This is a genomic window from Microbacterium sp. Leaf151, from assembly GCF_001424225.1.
In the GTDB taxonomy this organism is placed as follows: Bacteria; Actinomycetota; Actinomycetes; order Actinomycetales; family Microbacteriaceae; genus Microbacterium.
Genome location: NZ_LMOR01000003.1, coordinates 588498 through 606123, shown reverse-complemented (window position 1 = coordinate 606123; position 17626 = coordinate 588498). Strand labels below are relative to the sequence as shown.

Genomic DNA, 17626 nt, shown 5'->3' with positions numbered 1-17626 from the left:
ATTCACCGCCTCCGCCTCACCCCGCCGTCACCTCGGCGCGGCCGCCCCGTGGCGCGTCCGGTGGCGCCGCACCGCGGCCGAGCGTAGATTCGCAATCGTCCACGAGGAGGTGCGGATGCGTGTGCGCACGATCGCTGCGACGCTCTGCGCCCTGGGTGTGGTCGTGGGTCTGCTCGCGACGGGCCCGACCGCCCCGGCGGGCGCCTCCCCCATTCCTCTGTCGGAGAGCGTGTCGTCCCCGCTGCTCGCCGACTGCTCGAGCATCACCGGCAACGGCCGCGGGTACGCCCGACTGCACGACATCGCGTTGTGCGGCGCCGACACCATCCCGCCCGACGAGCCGTTGCGCGTAGAGGCCGTCGGCGGTGAGGAGTGCGGGTCGGCCACCCTCACCCTCACCAGTCGCGGCGGAGGGCTTGCGACGGTCTCGTGGCGGGTGGCATCCACCTCGGGTCCCATCCTCGACGTCGAGCTGGACGCGTCGTCCTCCGGCCGGACGGGCGGGACGACGCGCCGGTTCTCGGTCCGCGAGCCCTCGCTGCACGCCACGGGTTCCTCGATCGCGTTCCTCGGTTCCGGCCAGGCGATGGCGACGTTGTCGGGCACCGTCGAGACCTTCACGGCGACCTGCCGCATCGCCCCGGCGAGCGTGCGGGTGCACCTGCGCTGACGCGCGGCACCCGCTTTCGGAACATGACGCAGGAGTCCGACGGCGCGAACGCTCGGATCCGCCGCGCGACGACAACAGATCCGCGAAGCTCCTGCGTCGTGCCCGTGGCGCGCAACCCCGCGCGGAGACCGCGCCGTCTGCGGATCCCGTCGGACCGGGCTCAGCCCTTCCCGCCCGGTGGGCCCACCACGAGCAGCACCACGAACACCACGGCGACGACGGCGACCAGCGCGACCGCGAGCGCCCACGGACGCCGTAAGAAGAAGCGCAGCATCCGATCGATGGGCCGCCGGTCACGCGGGTCGGCGGTCTCGTCGAGCCGCCACGCCCCGCGGAGTCGTCCGGTGCGCTGCAGCCAGACCTCGGTCGGAATGGTCGCATACGGGATGACCGCGCTGACGACGGCCAGCGCCGTCGGTCCGATCCCCCACCGCTGATTCAACGCGACGAGCACGGCGGTGGCGCCGTAGGCGAGGAACACGAACCCGTGGATGCCACCCCCGATCGTCACCGCGAGGGGCAGGTCGGCTACGGCACGCAGGATCAACCCGCCGATCAGCAGGGTCCACGAGACCGCCTCGGCGATCGCGAGCGTACGGAACAGGTTCAGGGGCGTGCGGAACACGTCTCTCCTCGGGCGGGTCGGGGCTTCCCACCCTACGCAGGGGCGTCATGCCCGCGCGGCCGCTCGCCTCGACATCGAGGAGTCACTCGATGGGCTCGTCGTCCCCCTCCAACGAGGGATCGGACGTCGACCCCTCCGCCGCGGTCGTCGTGTCGGGTTCGGGCCCGGGTTCGATCGGGGGCTTCTCGCGTTCGGCATCCATGGATCCACCTCACCAGAGATCGTCGACCGGATGCCAGTACCCGGACGCCGCAGACGCCTGTCGGCCGACCGCGGGGGACGCCGAGGTGGAGCGTAGGGTGGTCGGGTGGCGGAATCCCGGGGACGCGTGTGGACCGGGGTCATCCGGGTCGGACCCCGCGCGGGCGATCATCGCGTGGCCGTCCGTGCCGTCCTTAGCGTGGGCGTCCCCCTCGTCGTCCTGCTGCTGATCGGCCGACTCGATCTCAGCGTCTACGCCAGCTTCGGCGCCTTCGCAGCGCTGTACGGCCGCACCGACAAGCCACGGCCCCGCGTGATCATGCAGGCGACCGCGGGCACGATCCTCGTCTCCTCGATGCTCATCGGCACGGTCGTCTCGGCGCTCGGGAGCCCGGCGGTCGTGGGCGTCGTCGTCGTTGCCGCCCTCGCCTCGGCCGTCACCCTCTTCGCGTACCGCGCTCAGTGGCATCCACCCGGAGCGCTCTTCGCGGTCTTCGCCGGTGGCGCGACGGCGAGCCTTCCGGCCACGTGGTCGTCGCTGTCACTCGTCCTCCTCGTCGGTGGCGCGAGCGTGGCGTGGAGCCTCATCGTGACCGTCGCTTTCGCGCTCGTCCGCCGCGGATCGTGGACGCGGCCGACACGCTCGCGCCCGGCGATCGGCCCCGTCGCATGGGAGATGGCGGCGACCGTCGGCGCCGCGGCCCTTCTCGCGGGCATCGCCGGGGCGCTCCTGGTGGGCACCCACTGGTACTGGGCGATGGTGGGAGCGGTCGCGGCCGTCGGCGGCGCGCACGTGACGGCCCGTCTCATCCGCGGCGTGCAGCGCCTGGTCGGCACGCTCCTGGGAGTGCTCATCGCTGCGGGGCTCCTCGCCCTCCATCTCCCACCCTGGCTCGTCATCCTCATCGCCGTCGCGCTGCAGGCCGCCTCCGAGCTGTTCGTCGGCCGCAACTACGGCATCGCGATGATCTTCATCACGCCTCTCGCGCTGCTGATGATCTCGCTGGCCTCCCCCGCGACGCCCGAGATGCTGCTGCGCGACCGCGTGATCGAGACGATCATCGGTGTCGCGGTGGGGACGGTCGTCGCCATCGTCTCCGCGGTCCTGCGCCGCCGACCCTCGAGGAGCTGATCCGCTATGACCGCCGCGACCGCCAAACCCCTCGGCCACATCGCCGCCGAACGCATCAGCGCGGGGTGCTACGGCGCGCTGGTGTCGGCATCCACTCTCATCGGTCTCGGCGGCTCCGACCTCGGAGTGGTCGTCGCCGTCGTCGCGTTGACGAACGTCGTGTACTTCGCCACCCACGTCTTCGCCTACTCGGTCGGCGACACCTCGTCGGAGCGCCCCTCGAGAATCGTCGCCCACCACCTGCGCGTCAGCGCGCCAATGGTGTCGGTGACGTTCCTGCCGCTCCTCGTCGTGGTGGTGCTCGCCGGGTTCGGCGTCGACCTGTCGACGGCGCTGCTCTGGGGCGTGGGCGTTGCGATGGCGTACCTCGTCGTGGTCGCCACCGCCGGAGCACGGTTGCGGGGCTACTCCGGCCTCGGCGTCGTGTTGACGGCGATCGGTGCGGCTCTGATGTCGGCTCTGCTGATCGTGGCGAAGCTGCTGCTGCACTGAAGCCATCGGACGCACGGCACAGCCCCCGGGCGGCGGCCGGGCGAACGCGCCCCTCCCTCACACGGCGGTCGTGGTGTGGTCGCCGTGACGGTGGACGATGCGCCAGACGCCGTCCTCCCGACGCCAGACGTGCGTCACCCGCACCACGAACGGGCGCGGCTCCGCCCCGTCGACCGACAGGGTCCCGCGCTCCCGCCCGGCCGTCATCGCCCAGTCGTCTCCGACGAGCACGCGGTCGTACTCCGGCACGAGGGCTCCGCCGCGGAACCGTCGGGCCACCGCCCGCAGGGTCGAAGCCACCTCCGCAGCGGTCGTCGCGTGCGTGCCGAATCCGCCCATCAGAGTGGCATCGTCGGTCCGGGTCCACAGCGCCGCGAACGGATGCGGATCGCCGTGCCCCATGGCATCCAGAGCCGCCGCCACCGCGCGAAGCGCATCATCGAAGGGCTGCAGCGACTGCGCTGCCGATGTGTCGCCGAGGGGTCCGCTCGTCATGGACACATCATCCCGTGTCGCGGAGCGGAGCACCTTGGCGCGTGACAGGGTGGATTCTCGTGACCCCTCCTCCCCCGACGCCCGAACTCACCGTGGTCGGTGCGATCAACGTCGACCTCACCGCCCGCGTCGAACGAGCCCCCGCCGCGGGTGAGACCGTCGCCGACGGCGTGCTGCACCGCGGACCCGGCGGCAAGGGCGCGAATCAGGCTGTCGCCGCGGCCCGGCTCGGAGCCGCCGTGCGGTTGATCGGTGCCGTGGGCGACGACGCCGAGGGGCGTGGCATCCGGGATCTACTCGTCTCGGTCGGCGTGGACGCCACCGGGGTCCAGACCTCGGATGCCGCCACCGGCACGGCCCTCATCGTCGTCGACGCGACGGGTGAGAACTCGATCGTCGTGTGCGCGGGTGCGAACGCGGCGATCGACGCGGACGCGCTCGACATCGAGCCGGGAGCTGCGGTGCTCATGCAGCTGGAGGTGTCGGATGCCGTGGTCTCGGCCGCCGCTGATGCCGCCGGTTTCTTCGCCCTCAATGCCGCCCCCGCACGTTCGCTCCCCGCGGGGGTGCTCGAGCGGTGCGACCTCGTCATCGTGAACGAAACGGAGTACGCGCAGCTGCCCGAGGTGCACGACGCGCCTCTGCTGTGTGTGACGCGCGGCGCGGATGGCGCGCGCCTGTACCGTCACGGCGACCTGGCGGCATCCGCTCCCGGCGTCGCGACGACCGTGGTCAACACCGTCGGCGCGGGCGATGCGTTCTGCGCGGCGCTCGTCGTGGGTCTTCTGCGCGGCGATTCCGCCGACGACGCGCTCGCGCGGGCGTGTGCCGTGGGAGCCGCGGCCGTCGCCGACGACGCCTCGCAACCCGCGCTCCAGAATCTCGACGCGTACGAGGTGGCCCCGTGACCCGCCGCCCGATCCTCGTCGACTGCGACACGGGCATCGACGACGCCCTCGCCCTGGCGTACCTGCTGGCCGAGCCTGCGGTCGAGATCGTCGGCGTCACCACGGTCTCCGGGAACACGGATGCCGCCCGCGCGGCCGCCAATACCCTCTCGCTCTTCGAGTTGGCCGGCGCGGACGACATCCCCGTCGCCGTGGGCGCCCACGACTTCCGCGGCCGCGCGTATGCCGGAGGCGCCCCGCACGTGCACGGTGACGACGGGGTCGGCGGAATCGCCCTGACCGCGTCGGCACGTGCCCATGACGCCCGCGCCGCCGTCGAGCTGATCGACCATCTGGCATCCCGGCATCCGGATCTCACCGTGCTCGCCCTCGGGCCCCTGACGAACCTCGCGGCCTACGCCGAAGCACCGGGCGTCGCCCGGTTCGACCGCCTCGTCGTCATGGGCGGCGCGTTCGCGCACTCGGGCAACGTCACCGCCTGGGCCGAGGCGAACATCCACAACGACCCCGAGGCCGCCGCCGTCGTGTTCGCGCAGGACTGGGACACCACCCTCGTCCCCCTCGACGTGACGATGACGCAGACCCTGGATGCCACCGACCTCGTGCGCCTCGAAGCGATCCCGGGTGCGCTGCCGCAGGCCCTGGCCGCCATGCTGCCGCTGTACCTCGACTTCTATGCCGGCCGCGTGTTCCCCGACCGACGCTGCGCTCTGCATGATCCGCTGGCCGCGATGGTCGCCGCGGGTTCCCTGCGCGGGGTCAGCGTCTCGTCGGGTCAGGTTGAGGTGCGCCTCGAGCGCGGTGAGCGCGGGCGCACGGTGTCGTCGCGCGGCTCTTCGACGCAGCGGTGGGTGCGCGGCATGGAGGGGTCGGCGGTGGAGGTGCTGCTGGGCGCTCTCGAGGCGCGGGAGTGGCCGGGCTGAGCGCTCGCGCCGGCCGCTTCACGCGTGCCTGACGACAACCATTTGACCGTCGTCAACCGAAGGTGCCAAGTTGGTCGCCTAGATCGTGACTCCAGCGCAGCCTCGATATGAGAGTGATGTGCGCGTGGTCGGTGCAGTCTAGGCCGCGGACGCGCCGCGGTCTTACGCGGAGCGGAGACGAGCGGGGAGTCTCGAGATTTCCGGGGGCGGTTGCCGCCAGCGACGACTCATTGCCAAGCGTTCCGAGTCCGCAGCGCTTGCCGTCGGAACGCGACACGTATGCTGCGAAGATTTGGGTTGGCGACGCGACGCCATGCATTGGTGCGCGGAGACACCCATTCGGAAATTCCGGCGGCACGTTAGGTTAGCGAGTGGAATAGTGAATGAATATCATTCTCGGAGCCCACGGAAGCTTCTCGAAACTCGCGATATCGGTCGTATTCGTCATCGTCTGGCTCCGACTCGACCTGGCGCATTTCCTCGATGCGACTGGGAATGTCGCCCAGATCTCCCTCCACCCAGTCGAGATATCCATTGACAACGTCAAGCATCTCGGAACGCGAGGAAAAGCCTAGATTTGAATAATCTTCGAGCGCGTAGGATATATTTGCCAGCAATCGATATTCAAGATCGTCTATAGAATCTCCACCCACGGCGCGTTCCAAGTCCAGTGCCGCTGGAATATCACCGATATCCATGTCTTCACTCCACGAAGCGCGAATGTCCGCAAGGATAGTTCGCGCATCGCCGTCGCGCATATGCGGGAGAAGGGCGACGTAGGCGGCTGTCACGTCGTCGGGGGCGGACGCCTTTACCGCACCGCAAAGACCCGACACGAGGTGGGCCAGGTCCGCTGAGGTTAGCCCGCGCGTGGACTTCTCGAAGATGCTGCAAAGATCGGCGACGGCGCGAGCCACATAGGGGGTACCGTTCAGGACCCCCAGGAGATGCGGCAGATGAGTTGCCATGGTCGAGACGCTTGCTTCGCGATCCGCCTTGGACGCTTCTTTCCAGGGGCGGGAAGCAGTGGCATCGCGCGAACTATATAGAGTGATGAGATCGGACAACGCGCGCGGGGACGCGCTCAACAGGTACGCACCGAGGTGTCTGGTATTTCCGGCCAGGCACCCAACGAGAAAGTCGCGTATCCCAGGATTCTTAGGTCGAATCACGTGCCGGCTTCGTTTGTCGACATCGATATCGAGGAAGATCCCCTCGAGAACATCTAAGTCTCTCAGAGACACGCGCAGCGCGCTGCTTTGCGTCTCCAGGAAGCGGTTAGCGGCCAGCAGAAGGGTTTCCCGGTCTTCAAAGAACGAGGATGTTCCCGCCAACAGTGCGATGGCACGCTGCGGTTCGGATAGCTCCACCTGGAAGACGTCCCGCCACAGATTCCCGGGCGAATCGAAGGATTGCAACAAGAATCGCGCGAATCCGTCGGATGCAAAGCCTCCCCCCGCTGCAAGCGCGGCGGCGATAATTGACTCAATAAGGCGCGGGTTGTAATTAACGTGTCGGACAGCTTTGATGTAGTTGTTTTCCCTCTGCACACTTCTGCGGGCAGCCGCGCCTAGTGGAGAATAGTACAGGTGATTGTAGAGGATGTGCGCTTTCTGAAAATCAGAATATGAACTAATGTCGACGACCACGTTGCTTTTAACGAAAGGTTCGCCGTTCAGCGTACTGTACACTCCGCGGGCAGCAGTAAGAATGTATTCTCGCGTGGTCAGGACCATCTTATGCGTGCCTGACGAAAGGACTCGCTTGAATATATGCTCAAGGGAGCGATCCTCACCTCTATCCAGCTTCTCCACCAAGCCGGTCTGCCCGAGAAAATCATCGTACAGAAAGAGCTGCTTAGCTTTTCTCTTCCAAACTTGCTCTACCTCACGAGCGGAGAATACCTCGAATACTTCGTAGCCATCGAGCGCATGGGCCGCGGCAATAGATTCTGCCAGACTTGTTTTACCGACACCAGGAGGCCCTGTCACAATACAAGCACCAGTGTCCCGAAGAACGCGGTCGACTTCAGCCACTGCGTCGCTTGCGACAAAGTACTTCAATTGTTTCACAATGCGTTCGTCGAGAAACTCCTGACGCGAGTGGATTGCGTTGTTCAGTACAGCTTGCAGAGCTGTGACGTCTGAGAGGTACAGCTTCATGTGTGCTCTGTGCACAGCTTCGTGGGCTGTCAGGAGGTTCTTCAAATCCTCTTCCGCAAGAATCCGCTCCGGGCTAAGACTCTGTGACGAGAAGATTGACGCGGTCGTGTTCTTAGAAGCCGGTGTAGCCCGTGCGGAGGTAGCAAGCCAGTACTCGCCGAGCTTCCTCCCACTGAGTTTGCTCGACTCCGCCCTGAGCTTGGACTGAACAGATGAAAGCGCCACGTTGGGGTAGTGCTTGCACTGAACTGTCCTGAGCTCGGAGCCCCTCAGCAGCCGGAGATCTGTGCCTCCGTCCTTGCCGGGCGAAAACGACTCTAGACGGACGCCCCATTCTGCTTGCAATAGGTCGCGGACAAGCTTCTCAAAGTCGTGGGGCGACAGCACCTCAAAGGCACTCATGGTCGGTCGCGAATACTCGGCGTATCAGAAGTCCCAGTCGTCATCCTCAGTCGCCTCGGCCTTGCCGATGACGTACGACGAACCCGACCCGCTGAAGAAGTCGTGGTTCTCGTCAGCGTTGGGCGACAGGGCCGACAGGATCGCCGGGTTCACGTTCGTCACCGACGACGGGAACATCGCCTCGTAGCCGAGGTTCATCAACGCCTTGTTGGCGTTGTAGTGCAGGAACTTCTTGACGTCTTCGCTCAGGCCGACCGAGTCGTAGAGGCTCTGCGTGTACTGCACCTCGTTGTCGTAGAGCTCGTACATCAGCGAGAACGTGTAGTCCTTGAGGTCCTGACGACGCGCCTCGTCGACGGTCTCGAGACCACGCTGGAACTTGTAGCCGATGTAGTACCCGTGCACGGCCTCGTCGCGGATGATGAGGCGGACCAGGTCGGCCGTGTTCGTCAGCTTCGCTCGGCTCGACCAGTGCATCGGCAGGTAGAAGCCCGAGTAGAAGAGGAACGACTCGAGCAGGGTCGAGGCGACCTTGCGCTTGAGCGGGTCATCGCCACGGTAGTAGTCCATGACGATGCGCGCCTTCTTCTGAAGGAACTCGTTCTCGCTCGACCAGCGGAACGCCTCGTCGATCTCCTTCGTCGAACACAGCGTCGAGAAGATCGACGAGTAGCTCTTGGCGTGCACCGACTCCATGAACGCGATGTTCGTGTAGACGGCTTCCTCATGCGGGGTCAGCGCATCGGGGATGAGCGAGACCGCACCGACCGTGCCCTGGATAGTGTCGAGGAGCGTGAGCCCCGTGAACACGCGCATGGTGAGCGTCTGCTCCTCGGGGGTGAGCGTGTTCCACGACTGGATGTCGTTCGACAGCGGCACCTTCTCGGGGAGCCAGAAGTTGTTCACCAGACGGTTCCAGACCTCGAGGTCCTTGTCGTCTTGGATGCGGTTCCAGTTGATGGCCTGCACGTGGTTCAGCAGCTGCAGCTTCTCAGCCATGGGGTTCCTTCGTCCTTGATCTCGGTCGTGATCAGCGGCTCAGAGCATGCACGAGACGCACTCGGTCATGTCGGTGCCCTCGAGCGCCAGCTGACGCAGACGGATGTAGTAGATGGTCTTGATGCCCTTGCGCCACGCGTAGATCTGCGCCTTGTTGATGTCGCGCGTGGTGACGGTGTCCTTGAAGAACAGCGTCAGCGACAGGCCCTGGTCGACGTGCTGCGTCGCCGCGGCGTACGTGTCGATGACCTTCTCGTACCCGATCTCGTACGCGTCCTGGTAGTAGTCCAGGTTCTCGTTCGTCATGAACGGCGCCGGGTAGTAGACGCGACCGAGCTTGCCTTCCTTGCGGATCTCGATCTTCGACGCGATCGGGTGGATCGAGCTCGTCGAGTTGTTGATGTACGAGATCGAGCCGGTCGGCGGCACCGCCTGCAGGTTCTGGTTGTAGATGCCGTGCGCCTGCACCGACGCCTTCAGCTCGCGCCAGTCGTCCTGCGTGGGGATCTGGATGCCGTCGAACAGCTCCTTCGTCTTCACGGTTTCGGGAGCCCACACCTGATCGGTGTACTTGTCGAAGAACTCCCCCGACGCGTAGGTGGAGTTCTCGAAGCCGTCGAACGAGGTGCCACGCTCGATCGCGAGGCGGTTCGAGGCCCGCAGCGCGTGGAACAGCACCGTGTAGAAGTAGATGTTCGTGAAGTCGATGCCCTCGTCGGAGCCGTAGTAGACGTGCTCACGAGCGAGGTAGCCGTGCAGGTTCATCTGGCCGAGGCCGATGGCGTGCGAACGGTCGTTGCCGTCTTCGATCGAGCGCACCGAAGCGATGTGGCTCTGGTCGCTCACCGCGGTGAGGGCCCGGATCGCCGTCTCGACCGTGAGGCCCAGGTCGCGTCCGTCCATCGCGAGGGCGATGTTCATCGAGCCGAGGTTGCAGCTGATGTCCTTGCCGATGGCGTCGTACGAGAGGTCCTCGTTGTACGTCGTCGGGGTGTTGACCTGGAGGATCTCCGAGCACAGGTTCGACATGTTGATGCGGCCGGCGATGGGGTTCGCCTTGTTCACCGTGTCTTCGAACATGATGTACGGGTAGCCCGACTCGAACTGGATCTCGGCGAGGGTCTGGAAGAACTCGCGCGCGTTGATCTTCGTCTTCTTGATGCGGGGGTCGTCGACCATCTCGCGGTACTTCTCGGTGACCGAGATGTCACCGAAGGGCTTTTTGTAGACCTTCTCGACGTCGTACGGCGAGAAGAGATACATGTCTTCGCCGTTCTTGGCGAGCTCGAACGTGATGTCGGGGATGACGACACCCAGCGACAGCGTCTTGATGCGGATCTTCTCGTCGGCGTTCTCACGCTTGGTGTCGAGGAAGCGCAGGATGTCGGGGTGGTGCGCGTTGAGGTACACCGCGCCGGCGCCCTGACGGGCACCGAGCTGGTTGGCGTAGCTGAAGCTGTCTTCGAGCAGCTTCATGACGGGGATGATGCCCGACGACTGGTTCTCGATCTGCTTGATCGGAGCCCCCGCCTCGCGGATGTTCGACAGCAGCAGGGCCACGCCGCCACCGCGCTTCGACAGCTGCAGAGCGGAGTTGATGCCGCGGGCGATCGACTCCATGTTGTCTTCGATGCGCAGGAGGAAGCACGACACGAGCTCGCCGCGCTGAGCCTTGCCGGCGTTGAGGAAGGTGGGGGTGGCCGGCTGGAAACGGCCCGAGATGATCTCGTCGACCAGCTGCACCGCCAGACGCGGGTCGCCGTCTGCGAGAGCGAGGGCGGTCATGACGACGCGGTCCTCGAAGCGCTCGAGATAGCGCTTGCCGTCGAAGGTCTTCAGCGTGTAGCTCGTGTAGTACTTGAACGCGCCGAGGAACGTCTCGAAGCGGAACTTGGCGCCGTAGGCGCGGTCGTTGAGCTCCTGGATGAACTCCATCGAGTACTTCGCGAGCACGGTCGGCTCGTAGTACTCCTTCTCGACGAGGTAGTCGAGACGCTCCTTGAGGGAGTGGAAGAACACCGTGTTCTGGTTGACGTGCTGCAGGAAGTACTCCCGCGCGGCGCGCTTGTCGGCGTCGAACTGGATCTTGCCGTCGGCGTCGTACAGGTTCAACATCGCGTTGAGGGCGTGGTAATCCAGTCCCTCGAAGCGGGCCTCGGTCTTGAAGTCCACGTCGGTCAGCTCAACTTCCACCATCGTTCCAATCCCTCGGTGACCCGCTCGACATCGTCGGGGGTGCCGAAAACTTCTAGCCGGTAAAGGTGCGGCACCGCGCACTTGCGCGCGACGATGTCACCGGCGAGGCAGAATGCGTCGCCGAAATTCGTGTTTCCCGCGGAGATGACCCCGCGGATGTTGCGTCGGTTCCGCTCCTCGTTGAGGAACCGGATGACCTGCTTGGGGACCGCGCCCTTCTCGACACCCCGGCCGGCACCCCCACCGTAGGTGGGAGTGACCAGCACGAAGGGTTCGTCGATGTCGAGGGCCGGGTCGGTCGGCAGCAGCGGAATGCGCACGGCCCGCTTTCCGAGCTTCTCGATGAAACGTGCGGTGTTGCCCGACACGCTCGAGAAGTAAACCAGCAGCGGAGCCTCGGTCGCCGACATGACAGCGCTCATGACAGGGGTCTGAGAGCGTGTCGCGGGGTCAGGCGAGACGTGACGCCAGCTCGTCGATCTTGTCGGGACGGAAGCCCGACCAGTGGTCCTCGTCGGTGATGACGACGGGTGCCTGCAGGTACCCGAGCGACTTGACCTGCTCGAGTGCCGACGGGTCTTCGGACAGGTCGAGCACGTTGTACTCGATGCCCTTCGAGTCGAGTGCGCGGTAGGTCGCGGTGCACTGGACGCAGGACGGCTTGGTGTAGACCGTGATCGCCATGTCGTTCTCTCTTTCCCCTGGAAAATCATCGTCCGGACGGGCAGGGCTCGCCGGGACCTCAATACTACATATGGGGACAGACATCGGAAGGCACCACAAGGGGTAGTAGTTACATCCGTGTGATTTTCCACCGTCTCTCCCCAGATACAACACAGGTTGTCCACGTTTTCATCCACAGATCGACCCCCATTCGGCGTCTTGTTAACACGCGCGATTCCGCGGTTGTCGCGGTGCGCGCCCGCTGTTGTCCACAGTTCGCACGCTAGACGGGGGTTCCGACATCGCACAGGCCGACGATTTCGGTGACCGGCGTGTCGCGGCGTGTCGCGGCATCCGGTGTCCGACGGGTCCGAAGCGCGTGTCGGAGGTCGGTTGTAGCGTGGTGCGGTGGCCGGCTACCGCGTACTCCTTCGAACCCCTGGCGTGGGGCGCATCATCGCCGCGCAGTTGACGGCACGCTTCCCCAACGGCATGACGAGCCTCGCGGTGCTGCTGCACATCGAGCACGTCACCGGTTCGTACGGGGCGGCCGGTCTCGTGCTCGCCGCCACGAGCATCGGCCAGGCCGTCGCCGGCCCCGTCACCAGTCGATGGATGGGCATCTGGGGCATGCGGCGCGTGCTCTCGGTGACGCTGCTGGTGTGCGCGGCCGCCATCGCGACCCTCGCCCTCATCGAGATGCCGCTGCCCCTCTACATGGTTCTGGGGCTCGTCGCCGGACTCTCGACCCCTCCGGTCCAGTCGGCGGTGCGAACCATCTATCCCAAGATGGTGCCGTCGAAGCAGCTCACGCCGCTGTACTCGCTCGACGCCTCGTTGCAAGAGATCATCTGGGTGCTCGCGCCCGTGGTGATCACCCTCGTCGCCACGCAGGTCGGCACCGTTCCGGGCCTGCTGCTGGTGGTCGTCATCCTGCTCGGCGGCGGCGCGTGGTTCATCTTCAGCCCCGAGGTGGGCCGCGTCCGCATCCCCCGCAGCCGTCGCGCCCTCGGTCGGGTGCTCGCCAAGCCGCCCGTCATCCTGGCCACCGCCACGGGGTTCCTGCTCATCGGCGCGTGCGCGGCCGTCGAGGCCGGCGTCGTGGCGACGTTCGACCACGGCGGACTGGAGGCGGGGCTGATCCTCGCGGTCTTCGCCGTCGGCAGCCTCGCGGGTGGCCTCTCGTTCGGGCATATACCCATCGGCCCGTGGGCCATGGCCCGTCGCTTCGCGATCGTCGCCCTCGGCCTATCGCTGACCATCGTGTCGCTGAACGCGTGGTGGCTCGGGGCCACCCTGATCGTCGCCGGCGCCGGCATCGCACCCGCCCTCGCGGTCATGTTCGCCATGACCTCGGCGAGCGTGCGCTTCAGCGAGACCGCCGAGGCCTACGGCTGGATCGGCACCGGTCAGCTCATCGGTGCGGCCGCAGGATCCGCCGTCGCGGGCTTCCTCGTCGACGGCGTCGGCCCCACCGGGGCGTACGTCGCCGCGGCCGGCTTCGCCATCGCCGGGTTCATCGTCTCGGCCGTGTTCGTGCGCGGCTTCCCCGACCTGCGGAACCGCGACTCGAGCCCGATCCCCGACACCGAACCCGTCGAGACGATCACCTGATCCCGGATGCCGCTCCGCCCGGCATCCGCTTCCCCCCCCGGGCGCGGACCGTGTCTCGCCGGAGCCGCTCGCGTTCGCCCCCTCTTCATGTGGGGCGGAATCGGTGGGTTCGGGGCGGAATCGGCGCCTTGGGGCGCGAACCCCCGCCCCGAACGCACAGATCCGCCCCGAACCGCGGGCCCCCGGCACACCACAGCGCCCCGAACCCGCGCGCGCGTCAGTGCGTGCGACGCAGCAGCTCGAGGACGGCGAGCGCGTAGGCGTCGGCCGGCGCCGGGTGGTCGAACACCAGCGTCGCCCCGCCGATCGAGATCTCGACCTCGTACGTGTCGGACAGTCGACGCAGCGACCGGAACGTCGCGCGCAGCAGTTCGCGCAGCTGCGACTCCGACGGCAACCACAGGGCGTCTTCGGTGGCGACGGAATCCAGCGCCCACTCCGTCGTGCCGTTGAAGGCGAGGATGCGTCCGGTCGGGTAGTCGCGGGGCTCGACCGTCATGTCGCTCACCGTGAAGACGTCGGCCTCGAACTCCGGCTCGTCCAACTGGAAGCGGTCGCCGGAGCGCGGGTGCCACACGAGTCCCGCCGCGCGGAGCGCCTGAGCCATCTCGGTCGAGATCATGGCATCCATTCTGGGGGCGATCCGGCGGCACGGGTCCGCGCGCCCCCTCTCGACGAAGAGAGAATGGATGCCATGCCCGCACCCGTGACCCTCCCCCGCCTGTCGTGGGGCTCGCCCGGCGGCCCTCGCGCCCTGCTCGCCCACGGCCTCGGTTCGGACGGCGCCCTCATGTGGCGGTATGGCACGGCCCTCGCCGATGCGGGATGGCACGCGGTGGCGGTCGACCTGCGCGGCCACGGCGCCGCGCCCCGCGCGCTGGACTACTCCCTCGCCGCATACGCCGCCGACCTCGTCGCGACGACACCGGAGGCGGACGCCCCGTGGGACGCTGTGATCGGGCACTCGCTCGGCGGCGCCGCGGCGACGGTCGCGGCGGCGGGCGAGCCCGGATGGACGCGGCGGCTCATTCTGATCGACCCCGCCATCGCCCTGTCGGACGACGACCGCGAGATCGTGCGGGTGAGCCAGGAGCAGGCGTTCGCCGACCCGAGCGTCGAGGCGGTGCGGGCGGCGCACCCCGCGTGGCATCCGATCGATGTGGAGCTGAAGGCCCGGGCCACGCAACGTGCGAGCCGCTGGGCGGTCGAGCAGACGAGTCTGCAGAACGCCGAGTGGGACGTGCGGGCCGCGGCGGCCGCGCTCACGGTGCCCACCCGCGTGATCGGAGCGGATCCGGCGGTGCACTCGATCTTCACGGGCGATCTCGCCGCGGAGGTGCGGCGCAACCCGGTCGTCACGATGAGTGTCATCGCGGGCGCCGGGCACTCCCCGCATCGCGATCGACCCGAAGCGGCGGTCGCCGCGCTGCTCGACGCGCTGAGCTGACCGCGACGCTCGCTCCGCACCCCGAGCGGCTCCGGGGCGGGTCCGCGTCGCGGAACGGGCGGCGGGTCCGCGCGTGTCGGATATCGCAGAAGCGTCCGGATCTCGCAGGATGACGTCCCGATCCTGCGAAGAAGACGACCCTCTGCGGAGCCGCTGTCACCCCCGGGCGCGATGTCGGTGGTCCCGAGCAGAATGGATGCCATGACCTCGTTCGATCCGGCTCGCTATCTGCCCGACGATCTCCTCGCGCGCATCCACGACCGAGCGGCGGTGCACGACCGCGAGAACACCTTCCCCCACGACGACCTCGACGAGTTGCGCGCGGCGGGGTATCTCGGCGTCCTCGTTCCGGAGGCCGCCGGGGGCGCGGGCCTGAGCCTCGCCGAGGTGTCGTTGCTGCAGCAGCGTCTCGCGGGCGCGGCCCCGGCGACGGCGCTCGCAGTCAACATGCATCTCGTGTGGACGGGCGTCGCCAAGGTGCTGCGCGACCGCGGTATCGACGACCTCGCCTTCGTCGAGGACGCAGCGGCGGCCGGCGAGGTGTTCGCCTTCGGTATCAGCGAGGCGGGCAACGACCTCGTGCTGTTCGGCAGCGACACCGTCGCCGAGCCCGACGGAGAGGGCGGTTATGCCTTCACGGGCACCAAGATCTTCACCTCGCTGTCTCCCGTATGGCAGCACCTGGGCGTGCACGGGCTCGACTCCACCTCGTCCGATGGTCCGAAGATGGTCTTCGCCTTCCTCGACCGCAGCGACGCGGTCGTCACACGCGACGACTGGGACACCCTCGGCATGCGGGGCACGCAGAGCCGCACGACCGAGCTCCGTGGCGCGCACGCCCCGGGCGAGCGCGTCGTGAGGCGGATCGATCCGGGCCCGCAGCCCGATCCTCTGGTGTTCGGCATCTTCTCCGTCTTCGAGATCCTGCTGGCCTCGGTCTACACCGGTGTCGCGCGGCGCGCGCTCGACCTCGCCGTCGAGGCGGCGACCTCGCGGCGGTCGAAGAAGACGGGCACGACGTACGCGAACGATCCCGACATCCGCTGGAGGGTGGCCGACATGGCCCTCGCCTACGAGGCCCTCCCGCCGCAACTCGCCTCGCTCGCGCGAGACGTCGACGACCTCGCAGACCACGGCCCGCGGTGGTTCTCGCTGCTCTCGGGTGTGAAGCACCGAGCCGTCACCACGGCGAAAGACGTCGTCGATGACGCGATCCTCGTCGGGGGCGGGGCCGCGTACTTCACACGCAACGAGCTCAGCCGTCTCTACCGCGACGTCCTGGCGGGCATGTTCCACCCGTCCGACGCCGAGTCCGCCCACTCGACCGCCGCGTCCGCGTGGCTCGGACCGGTGACGGCCTGATGGCCCGCACCTCGACGGCGGCGTTGAGCCCCGCCGACCAGGAGCGCCGCCGCGCCCTGCGTGTGATGAAGGGCGTCGCGCTGGGCGCCCTCCTCGGCATGGCGATCGTCTTCGCGATCTCGTTCTCGCTGCAGCGTGAGGTCGAGTGGCTGCAGTACGTTCGCGCGGCCGCCGAGGGAGGCATGGTCGGCGCCCTCGCCGACTGGTTCGCGGTGACGGCGCTGTTCCGGCATCCTCTCGGATTGCCGATCCCGCACACGGCGATCATCCCGCGGCGAAAAGACGAGATCGGCCGCCAGCTGGGCGAGTTCGTCGAGACGAACTTCCTCGAGGGCGACGTGGTGCGGGCGAAGCTCGAGTCGACGCCCCTCTCGGCGCGCGCGGGCGCCTGGCTGGCCGAGCCCGCCCACGCCGACCGTGTCGCCGCCGAGGCGGCCACGCTGGCGTCGAGCGTCCTCACCGCGCTCGACGACGACGACGTGCAGGGCCTCATCGAAGACCTCGCGCGCGAGCACCTGCTGTCGCCTGACTGGGGCCCGTCGATCGGCGGATGGCTCCAGCGGGTCGTGGCCTCCGGCGCGCACCACGGTGCTGTCGATCTCGCCCTCGACAACATCGCGGTGTGGCTCGGCAACAATCGCGACACGTTCCAGGGCCTGGTGTCACGGCGCCTGCCGGCGTGGGTGCCGGGAGTCGCCACCCGCCTCGTCGACGACACCGTGTACCGCGAGGCCGTGCAGTTCGTCGACGCCGTGCGCGCCGATCCGCGGCACCAGGCGCGCGGCGCGATCGACGGCTACCTCACGCGGCTCGCCGACAACCTCCAGAACGACCCGGCCACCATGGTGCGCCTCGAAGAGGCGAAGGCGGCGGTCTTCGACAGCCCGCGTGTTCGTCAGCTCGCCGCCGACGCCTGGAACACCGCGAAGACGGGCCTGCTGCGCTCGCTCGCCGACCCCGAGAGCGGGCTGCGGCGACGCGCCTCGGCCGCCCTCGCCGAGGTCGGTGCGCGCCTGCAGCGCGACGAGACGCTGCAGAAACGCGTCGACGGGTGGGTGACCGATGCGGCCGTCTTCGTGGTGGGGCGCTATCGCCACGACATCGCGTCGATCATCACCGACACGGTCGAGCGGTGGGATGCCGAAGAGACGACCGAGAAGATCGAGCTCATGGTCGGCCGCGACCTGCAGTACATCCGCCTGAACGGCACGATCGTCGGCGCCCTCGCCGGCCTGGTGATCTTCACCGTCGCCCACCTCGTCTGGGCCTCTTGACCGCTCCCGTGGCCGGTAAACGAACGGCCTCGCGTCGAAGCAGCGTACGCCGCAGGCAGGT

Annotated in this window: 17 protein-coding genes and 1 pseudogene; 9 read left to right on the top strand and 9 right to left on the bottom strand. The window is 67.5% G+C overall.

Annotated features, from left to right (window positions below; translation table 11 throughout):
* Positions 1-115 precede the first annotated feature (115 nt).
* Positions 116-670, top strand: a complete 555-nt coding sequence (locus ASF76_RS10325; protein WP_055956944.1) for a hypothetical protein — start codon at positions 116-118, stop codon at positions 668-670.
* Between the two features lie 160 nt (positions 671-830).
* On the opposite strand, the gene ASF76_RS10320 is transcribed toward ASF76_RS10325, so the two are convergent.
* Positions 831-1295: a DUF3817 domain-containing protein gene (locus tag ASF76_RS10320; protein ID WP_055956942.1), complete on the bottom strand. Its 465-nt coding sequence runs from the start codon at positions 1293-1295 to the stop codon at positions 831-833.
* 307 nt (positions 1296-1602) lie between these two features.
* Between ASF76_RS10320 and ASF76_RS10315 the strand changes: the two genes are divergently transcribed.
* Together ASF76_RS10315 and ASF76_RS10310 are read left to right on the top strand one after the other, a co-directional pair.
* Positions 1603-2628, top strand: coding sequence for an FUSC family protein (locus tag ASF76_RS10315; RefSeq protein WP_055956940.1), 1026 nt, complete (start codon positions 1603-1605; stop codon positions 2626-2628).
* Positions 2629-2634: 6 nt separating this feature from the next.
* Complete coding sequence (locus tag ASF76_RS10310) at positions 2635-3120, top strand: hypothetical protein (protein ID WP_055956938.1); 486 nt, start codon at positions 2635-2637, stop codon at positions 3118-3120.
* Between the two features lie 57 nt (positions 3121-3177).
* Here ASF76_RS10310 and ASF76_RS10305 read toward each other — a convergent pair whose 3' ends face one another.
* Positions 3178-3615, bottom strand: coding sequence for a YybH family protein (locus tag ASF76_RS10305; RefSeq protein WP_055956936.1), 438 nt, complete (start codon positions 3613-3615; stop codon positions 3178-3180).
* Between the two features lie 59 nt (positions 3616-3674).
* Between ASF76_RS10305 and ASF76_RS10300 the strand changes: the two genes are divergently transcribed.
* Together ASF76_RS10300 and ASF76_RS10295 are read left to right on the top strand one after the other, a co-directional pair.
* The gene (locus ASF76_RS10300) at positions 3675-4523 is read left to right on the top strand and encodes a PfkB family carbohydrate kinase (RefSeq protein ID WP_442922763.1); all 849 of its coding nucleotides are present in this window, start codon (positions 3675-3677) and stop codon (positions 4521-4523) included.
* Positions 4520-5446, top strand: coding sequence for a nucleoside hydrolase (locus tag ASF76_RS10295; protein WP_055956933.1), 927 nt, complete (start codon positions 4520-4522; stop codon positions 5444-5446). Before ASF76_RS10300 ends, ASF76_RS10295 begins: the two co-directional genes overlap by 4 nt.
* A 359-nt stretch (positions 5447-5805) precedes the next feature.
* Here ASF76_RS10295 and ASF76_RS16755 read toward each other — a convergent pair whose 3' ends face one another.
* The 6 genes and pseudogenes from ASF76_RS16755 to nrdH form a co-directional block, all read right to left on the bottom strand.
* Complete coding sequence (locus ASF76_RS16755) at positions 5806-7608, bottom strand: AAA family ATPase (RefSeq protein WP_235561283.1); 1803 nt, start codon at positions 7606-7608, stop codon at positions 5806-5808.
* Positions 7609-7725: 117 nt separating this feature from the next.
* Positions 7726-8010 (bottom strand): annotated as a pseudogene (locus tag ASF76_RS17735) (restriction endonuclease); the annotation flags it as partial.
* 24 nt (positions 8011-8034) lie between these two features.
* Entirely contained in the window at positions 8035-9009 is a 975-nt protein-coding gene (nrdF, locus tag ASF76_RS10280) for a class 1b ribonucleoside-diphosphate reductase subunit beta (protein WP_055956927.1), read from the bottom strand.
* Positions 9010-9048: 39 nt separating this feature from the next.
* Positions 9049-11205: a class 1b ribonucleoside-diphosphate reductase subunit alpha gene (gene nrdE, locus ASF76_RS10275; RefSeq protein ID WP_055956925.1), complete on the bottom strand. Its 2157-nt coding sequence runs from the start codon at positions 11203-11205 to the stop codon at positions 9049-9051.
* Positions 11187-11627 (bottom strand): class Ib ribonucleoside-diphosphate reductase assembly flavoprotein NrdI, encoded by a 441-nt coding sequence (nrdI, locus tag ASF76_RS10270; protein ID WP_055956923.1) that lies wholly within the window; start codon positions 11625-11627, stop codon positions 11187-11189. The genes nrdE and nrdI overlap by 19 nt, the downstream gene beginning before the upstream one ends.
* A 28-nt stretch (positions 11628-11655) precedes the next feature.
* A complete protein-coding gene (gene nrdH / locus ASF76_RS10265; RefSeq protein WP_055838040.1) occupies positions 11656-11889 on the bottom strand; it encodes a glutaredoxin-like protein NrdH in 234 nt (77 codons plus the stop codon).
* 387 nt (positions 11890-12276) lie between these two features.
* Here nrdH and ASF76_RS10260 point away from each other — a divergent pair, with 387 nt between their 5' ends.
* The gene (locus ASF76_RS10260; protein WP_055956921.1) at positions 12277-13482 is read left to right on the top strand and encodes an MFS transporter; all 1206 of its coding nucleotides are present in this window, start codon (positions 12277-12279) and stop codon (positions 13480-13482) included.
* A gap of 217 nt (positions 13483-13699) precedes the next feature.
* Here ASF76_RS10260 and ASF76_RS10255 read toward each other — a convergent pair whose 3' ends face one another.
* On the bottom strand, positions 13700-14104 hold the full coding sequence (locus tag ASF76_RS10255) for a hypothetical protein (protein WP_055956919.1): 405 nt from the start codon (positions 14102-14104) through the stop codon (positions 13700-13702).
* Between the two features lie 72 nt (positions 14105-14176).
* Here ASF76_RS10255 and ASF76_RS10250 point away from each other — a divergent pair, with 72 nt between their 5' ends.
* The 3 genes from ASF76_RS10250 (at position 14177) to ASF76_RS10240 (ending at position 17565) form a co-directional block, all read left to right on the top strand.
* Positions 14177-14929 (top strand): alpha/beta fold hydrolase, encoded by a 753-nt coding sequence (locus tag ASF76_RS10250; RefSeq protein ID WP_055957236.1) that lies wholly within the window; start codon positions 14177-14179, stop codon positions 14927-14929.
* Positions 14930-15130: 201 nt separating this feature from the next.
* Positions 15131-16291: an acyl-CoA dehydrogenase family protein gene (locus ASF76_RS10245; protein ID WP_055956917.1), complete on the top strand. Its 1161-nt coding sequence runs from the start codon at positions 15131-15133 to the stop codon at positions 16289-16291.
* Positions 16291-17565 carry a DUF445 domain-containing protein gene (locus ASF76_RS10240; RefSeq protein WP_055957235.1) on the top strand — a complete coding sequence of 425 codons (1275 nt, stop codon included), beginning with the start codon at positions 16291-16293 and terminating at the stop codon, positions 17563-17565. The genes ASF76_RS10245 and ASF76_RS10240 overlap by 1 nt, the downstream gene beginning before the upstream one ends.
* Positions 17566-17626 lie beyond the last annotated feature (61 nt).